This window comes from Ruminiclostridium herbifermentans (genome assembly GCF_005473905.2).
Classification (GTDB): domain Bacteria; phylum Bacillota; class Clostridia; order Acetivibrionales; family DSM-1351; genus Ruminiclostridium; species Ruminiclostridium herbifermentans.
In genome coordinates this window covers 840,037-847,500 of record NZ_CP061336.1, presented here as the reverse complement: position 1 = coordinate 847,500, position 7,464 = coordinate 840,037, and the positions used below count along the sequence as shown (strand labels likewise).

Below are 7,464 nucleotides of genomic sequence, written 5' to 3'. Positions count from 1 at the left end.
TTTTCTCATATGTTTTTTCATCGTATCCTAAGGTATCACCAAGTTCAGCATCGTTATCTTGGTATATATTTTGATCTAAAGACTTAATTATAGTTGAACTTCCAGCTTCAATCAATTCTAAAACTGTTTCTACACTTATTCCCATATATGCTGCTATTTCGTCTGCTTTTGGAACCCTACCATATTGTTGCGTCAATTCATCTCTTGCCTTATTTAGTCCTTGTCTAGCTTCATAAAGCCTTCTTGGAATCTTTATTGATGAACTCTTGTCCCTAAAAAACCTCTTTATTTCTCCAAGTATTGTAGGAGTTGCAAAACTAACAAACTTGACTCCTTTATCCAGGCTAAATCTATCTACAGCATTTATTAATGCCAAACAAGCAACTTGATATATATCTTCGAAATCAACACCTCTATTAATAAATTTTTTTGATAAGTATTCAGCAAGGTTCAAATATTTTGATACAATTTCATTTCTGTATTTAATGTCATTTGTATTGGAATACAGCGTAAACAGTTCTTCATCCTCCATCATAGCAACGTTTCTATTATTTTGTTCCATAAGTTATTCACCAATCCTTTTAGTCATAACTATGGAATGATTATCATTACAAAGTTCTACAGAGTCCATTAGTGCTTTCATTATATATATGCCATATTCATTTTCAAGTGTACCTTCAAAACACTGTAACTCTGCATCCTCACCTGTAAAGGTCATTTCTAATCTGTCCTTGTACATTTCAAAAGATATCTTAAATTGTACCAATCCATTTCCTGCACGAGATAATATAATGTTACAAACCTCAGAAACAGCCACCTTTATATCCTCAACCTCATCAATATTAAACCCCATTCTAGCAGCCACACTTGACGCTGTTAATCTAGCAGTGCTAACAAATTCAGTTTTTAAGGGAAGCACAAGCATAACCTTATCAGAAATATTACTCATTATTCCAATTCTCCTTGTTATATTTAATTTTTATTCTCAATTAATTAATTTCAAATTAATTTCATTGAGAAGCAAAGTCTTAAAATAATTTGAAGTCCTTTGCTAAAGCCAAATTTACATCTAAAGCCTTTATTCTTATAAGCCATCAGTTTTAGGCAATTTAATCCTTCTATTTTCAAAAATGCTTAAATTATGATTTTTAATAACTTTTCGGACTTTGACCCATACCCATTAATATTATATCATAGCAAAAAGGCTATATCTTCATAAGATTTAATCTTATTATGAAACAGCTCATACACTCTCAAATAAAATATATGAAGGCTTACCTTAAACAGCACTAATATGCAGTGTATTTAAGCCTATGATAATTTGCAAAAGCACTTAACTTCCTTGTATAAGACAACATATTAGTTCTAATATTCAAAAAATACCACTTATTATTTATACTACTAAATATATCATGTGATAAATATATGAGTCAAATAAGGATATAACAAAGTGAGCAGACCTTTTGCTATACACGATTTTGTTCATTATTTAATTTTGCGAAATTTAATATATCTTATCTTTTATATCTTATCTTTTATATCTTATCATTGTCCTTCAGTTAGCAATAAAACATTTTTTATTATTTATTAGCTTAGGTTTGTTAAACTAAAAACTAAAACCACCAAGCCTAAGCTTAGCGGTTAATTTATTTGTCCCCATATAAGTATAAATATAAGGTTATTTAATTCCTTTTGCTAGTTGTTATCTCTAATATTTTATTATCCCTGTCCCAATTATAATCCATATTTAATACCTGCTTGATAATATCCACAGGAACATATGTTGTATCTGCCAACATTAGAACTGCTGCACTAAGATTCACTGGCTTATCGTTTAATACTACAATTTCCTTGCTTTCCTCAACTGTTACAGTTTGTTTGCCATCTACAGCAATAGCACGGTTTATACCGTCATTAATTCTTCTATCAGGCTTTACATTATAATCAAAAAGTTCAAATAAATATCTAAATGATAAATACAAAGTATCATTTATCACACGTGGCTCAAACTCATACTTAGGTTGTATTTTACTATCAACCATTATATCAATATTATACGGAATCATTCTATCTAAATATGAAGTAAAACCCATTAAACAATATGCAGGTATATATATATTTAATTCTTCCATTATTATTGGCTCTGTAAGTTCTATGTCTTTGTTATCATACTGAAAATTCTTTCTGCCTACCTCCGCCATAACAGTTTTTCCAGTACGTAGATCTTTGAAGCTGCGAAATTTTTCATTATAATTAATTAACGAAAATCCCAATTGCTTAAATGTATCGCTAAATGGTAAATATATTACGTTGTTAATTACCTTTGGGTAAAAATTATAATACGGTATTGGAGTTCCATTAATATCTAATTGAACCCCATCTTCAGAATCTTTCAAATAAGTATAAGATAAAAAATATTCTTCTGACAGTATAATTGTATTTTTTTCATTGGGTATACTGTAATTACTTGTATACTTAATGCTATTCTCTTCATTATTGGATATAATCTGTTTAAAAATAAATACAGCACTGCATAGCACAATAATCAGCAATAAAATCAATATAGTTCTATATTTGTGAACTAGCATTGAAAAAGGTTTGATTTTTTGTGGAACCACATGTGAAATTGTAGGGATTTCTGCAATTTTTGTATCTTCAATCTCTATAGTCTCGGTTGAGTTTTCATTTCTTTCATTATTTCCATAATTATTCTCATAATTATTCTCATAATTTGCAGGAAAATTACTTTGTGATATATTTAAATCTAAATTTTTGCCCACATCAGAAACAGAAATAAGCAAAGTTTCAGTTAAGAACGTAGAAAAATCTTCAATACCAAGCAACATTTTCTTAAGTGATAAATCTAGTAATGAATCATTAATATATTCTTCTATTTTGACACGAATTAAATGTCTCTGCATTCCTGTTGATTCGTTATTTACAAACTCAACAATTTTATCAATATCCTCATTCTTTGGAACTGCTTTACCTGTCTTCCATTTAGAAATTAGTGAAACATCCTTTAATAAATATGTATAAGCAAAATAATTTGTACTTTTTTTTAAAGTCTTAAATAATGTTTCAAGTAATAGCTTTATTGAAAGTACTTCGTCTTGCATCTTATCCCCCTTACTAAACTAAGATTTTCGTCAATAAATTTTTATATTACTATTTTTGTATAATTTTTTAATGTGTATTATTTAGTATAATTTTATTATTATAGCATTTTTTTACTTTATTACAGAAAACTATTATACAACTTTACAATCCAAAATACCAGCGAAAAATCAGTATATAAAAGATATCCCTCATTGATTCCCTTATAAAAATAAAGGCTAAATAAAACATAGCTTTTTCACTCTGTTTTATTTAGCCTTTATCTGTGGCTGATAACTATACTTAATAATTAATCTCATTTTTATTCTGCTATTTTAAATAATTTATCTAATCCTGTAATTATAAACAACTTTCTAATGTTCTCTCTTATATTTGATATATAAATATCCTTATTATTTTTACGTATTTCCTTAAGAGCCCCAACAAGTATTCCTAGACCTGTGCTGTCAATATATGATAACTCTTTACAATCAATATAAACATCACCCTGACAATAACTAACCACTTCATTGAGTTCATTCTTTAATGATTGTGATGTATATATATCAACCTCTCCTGTAAGAATTATTTGAGTGTCGTTACCTATTGACTCCTTTATAACTTTAAGAACACTTTCCATGCTAACCCTCCTTTAAGTAAAATCTATTTAAGTTACAAATAACTTTACTAATTTTAAAATCAAATCTAAGTCCTCTGTGCCAGTCCTAATAACTAAAATCTTCTCAGGCCCAACAATATTCATCCCTTCGAAAAACTTGCTATCTGATACATCAATACCGTAAAGTACTGGTTCAGCATCTCGATACTTTATAACTTTTCTTTCTTTTTGATCTAGCTTTGGATCTTCCCATTCCTCCACTACTCTAGTTTTTAAATAATTACTTTTTGAAATATCTATGTGAAAGTCTTTAGCAATATTTTCAAGAGGCATAAACACTCCATTATTTGCATAACTATCATAGGCAAATTTATTTATTAAATATACATTTGTATCTGACGCTGACAAAAGCACCATTATTTTCGATACATTTGCATACTCATTAGGATCCGCATAACGGTTGGTATAGTTGGCTGAATCAAAGGAAATTTCCTTAATTTCAGGTATTTGTTCTTTTATTTTTGTTCCAAGTATATCAAACTCTGAAGTATTTATTTCTCCAATAAATCCAAGTCTAATATCCGGTTCAACTCTAAATACTATAGATTTAACTGTAAGAGCTACCAAAACTATTGCCACAAGTCCTATTATAATATGAAACTTGTAATAGTGAAAAAAGTTGTCTACTTTCTTTTTGTCAATACCAGCTTTCATAAAGATCTTATCTGTTTTAGTTGGTTCTCTTTTTTCCTGTGGTTCATCTATTTCGTAACCCATTAAAATTCTATATGCATCAGTATTTTTTTCAAAATCAGCTTTAGCCTTCTCATCAAGCTTTCCATCTGTCTTCAACATTTGATACTTTTTCATTATAATATCATATCTTTTTTCAATTTCATACTTAGATGAAGCTTCTGTAACTCCCAATATTTCTCTTGCTTCTTTCGTTGTGTATTTCAATTTACTCCTCCTTTCTGGGTATTTATATGACATAGCACTTTGACTGCTAAGATAATGCATAATCCTGACAGTCAAAGTACTAAATACAATTTAATTTTAAGCCTATTCCTTTGGCTTCATAGTGGGGAATAGTAAAACATCTCTGATAGAAGCTGAATCTGTTAAAAGTATAACAAGTCTATCCACACCTACTCCCAAACCACCTGTTGGAGGCATTCCATACTCCAATGCTGTAACATAATCTTCGTCCATCATGTTAGCCTCATCGTCTCCAGACTCTCTCTTTTTAACCTGATTAATAAATCTTTCCTTTTGGTCAATTGGATCATTTAACTCTGAGTACGCATTGGCCATCTCACGTCCAGTAATAAATAACTCAAAACGCTCTGTTAGTTCAGGACAGTCAGGTTTTCTCTTTGTAAGCGGAGACACCTCAACTGGATAATCATAAATAAATGTTGGTTGAATCAAATTGCTTTCTGCAAATTCTTCAAACATTAGATTTAAGATCTCTCCACGTGTCATACCTTCCTTTACATATAGCTTCTTTGCTTCAGCTGCAGCTTTTGCTTCTTCATCTGTCTTTATATTATTAAAATCAACGTCTGCATACTTCTTAACAGCATCTATCATTGACAGCCTAGTCCATGATGGAGTCAAATCAATCTCTTGACCTTGATATACTATTTTGGTAGTTCCTAGTGTTTCCAATGCAACTGTAGAAATAAGTGCTTCTGTCAGATCCATCATTCCCTTATAATCGGTATAAGCCTCATAAACCTCCATAAGTGTGAATTCAGGATTATGCTTAACAGACATACCCTCATTTCTGAACATTCTGCCCATTTCATATACTTTTTCCATGCCACCTACAATAAGTCTTTTTAAGTAAAGTTCAGGTGCAATTCTTAGATACAAATCTATATCAAGTGTATTGTGGTGTGTAATAAATGGCCTTGCAGCAGCTCCTCCAGGAATAGTATTTAATAGCGGAGTATCCACTTCTATAAAGCCCCTATCATCTAAAAATTTCCTTATAGATTTGATTATATTGCTTCTTAATATAAATGTATTTTTAACTTCAGGATTTACTATTAAGTCAACATATCTCTGTCTATATCTTAAATCAGTATCCTTTAATCCATGCCACTTTTCTGGTAAAGGCTGCAGAGACTTAGATAGTAGTGTTATCTCTTTAACCTTTATAGATATTTCACCTTTATGAGTTCTAAATATTTCTCCCTTAACTCCTACGATATCTCCAATATCATATTTTTTAAAGAGTTCATAGCTTTCTTCGCCAACTTCATCTTTTCTGACATAGAGTTGAATTTTTCCGTATCTGTCTTGTAAATCACAGAAGCTAGCCTTTCCCATTCCTCTTTTGGACATCAACCTACCAGCAACTGAAGTGCTTTGTCCCTCTAATGACTCAAACCCGTCTACAATTTCTTTTGTTGAATTAGTCACATCATACTTGACTATTTTAAATGGGTCAAGATTTCTTTCCTGTAAATCTTTTAACTTTGCACGTCTTACTTTAAGTATTTCATTTAAATCCTCTTCTAAATTCATTTCATTAGCTTGCATTTTTTCTTCTGACATTTATATCCTCCAATAATTCAAAACATATTATGTTATTTTATTTATACTAATTTTCTAAACGGTAAAAGTAACTATTTATAACACTTTACAAACATACTTATATAGACTCACCAACTAAAGTTCTGTACAAATAATGCAGCGTACAGTAACTACAGTAGTTAATTTGCTAAAAGTATAAACCGTTATAATAGCTTATAGAAACTAGTATTATAGCGCCTAGAATCAACATGAAATTTTATATCGTAGAAAAATTTCATTATATCAGCAGCGTGTAAGCGAAGCGAGAGATATTTTCCCCACATGAAAATCAAAGCAGTCCCCCTCACTTATAGAAGTGGGGGAAATTTTCTTGCCTCGTTATAAAAAACAGTTTACATGATAATGTAAACTGTTATGATAATTATATATTAATTTTGCATCAAGTAGCAACATTTGTATATATATTTTTTCTACTTTGAAATTTCTAGTATTTTAAATTTCATTGTACCATCAGGAACCTGTACTTCTACAATATCATCCTTCTTATGTCCCATTAATGCTGCACCAACAGGTGATTCGTTTGATATTTTAGATTTAAGAGGGTTAGCCTCTGTAGAACCAACTATATGATATTCAACTTCTTCATCGAACTCCATATCATAGATTCTAACTTTTGAACCTAAACTAACCACATCAGTATTAACATCATCCTCATCTATTACTCGTGCATGCTTTAACATAGACTCAAGCTGTACAATTCTACCTTCCATTTGTGCCTGTTCATTCTTTGCTTCATCATACTCTGAATTCTCTGATATATCACCAAATGAAAGTGCCTGTTTAATTCTCTCAGCAACTTCCTTTCTCTTTGTACCTCTAAGATACTCTAATTCCTCTTCTAACTTTCTTAAGCCCTCGTATGTTAATACAACTTCTTTTGCTGACATTTGAAGCCCTCTCCTTTACTGTTGATTTTTCCCAACCACCCTGTAATAACTAAATACACCCTACATCTTATATCCTTACATATGTTTTATTATGCTTTTCATATAATACCTGTACAGCATCTTTAGAAAAATTATTAAGCTTTGGTCAGCTTTCTTTGATAACTTATTATAAATTACATATCTGCTAATGTCAAGAACCAGTATCCATATATTAACAATTGTATATAATTATACCTAATCATCGCTTGAAAAGCCTAG

At 30.3% G+C, this 7,464-nt stretch carries 7 protein-coding genes (1 of these 7 only partly in view); all 7 read right to left on the bottom strand.

From position 1 onward, the window contains the following. Window positions 1-562, bottom strand: partial view of a SigB/SigF/SigG family RNA polymerase sigma factor gene (locus EHE19_RS03735; RefSeq protein WP_137697643.1) — the 5' portion only. It extends 185 nt beyond the left edge of the window; only the first 562 of its 747 coding nucleotides appear in the window; the start codon lies at window positions 560-562; its stop codon lies off the left edge, out of view. Between the two features lie 3 nt (window positions 563-565). Continuing rightward, window positions 566-949, bottom strand: a complete 384-nt coding sequence (locus EHE19_RS03730) for an ATP-binding protein (RefSeq protein WP_137697642.1) — start codon at window positions 947-949, stop codon at window positions 566-568. Window positions 950-1,682: 733 nt separating this feature from the next. Beyond that, window positions 1,683-3,119 carry a copper amine oxidase N-terminal domain-containing protein gene (locus EHE19_RS03725; protein ID WP_137697641.1) on the bottom strand — a complete coding sequence of 479 codons (1,437 nt, stop codon included), beginning with the start codon at window positions 3,117-3,119 and terminating at the stop codon, window positions 1,683-1,685. A 299-nt stretch (window positions 3,120-3,418) separates the two neighbouring features. After that, the gene (locus EHE19_RS03720) at window positions 3,419-3,736 is read right to left on the bottom strand and encodes an STAS domain-containing protein (RefSeq protein ID WP_137697640.1); all 318 of its coding nucleotides are present in this window, start codon (window positions 3,734-3,736) and stop codon (window positions 3,419-3,421) included. 27 nt (window positions 3,737-3,763) lie between these two features. Then, window positions 3,764-4,675, bottom strand: coding sequence for a hypothetical protein (locus tag EHE19_RS03715; protein WP_137697639.1), 912 nt, complete (start codon window positions 4,673-4,675; stop codon window positions 3,764-3,766). Between the two features lie 102 nt (window positions 4,676-4,777). Next, window positions 4,778-6,280 carry a lysine--tRNA ligase gene (gene lysS / locus EHE19_RS03710; RefSeq protein ID WP_137697638.1) on the bottom strand — a complete coding sequence of 501 codons (1,503 nt, stop codon included), beginning with the start codon at window positions 6,278-6,280 and terminating at the stop codon, window positions 4,778-4,780. Between the two features lie 449 nt (window positions 6,281-6,729). Further along, window positions 6,730-7,206 carry a transcription elongation factor GreA gene (gene greA / locus EHE19_RS03705; RefSeq protein WP_137697637.1) on the bottom strand — a complete coding sequence of 159 codons (477 nt, stop codon included), beginning with the start codon at window positions 7,204-7,206 and terminating at the stop codon, window positions 6,730-6,732. Window positions 7,207-7,464 lie beyond the last annotated feature (258 nt).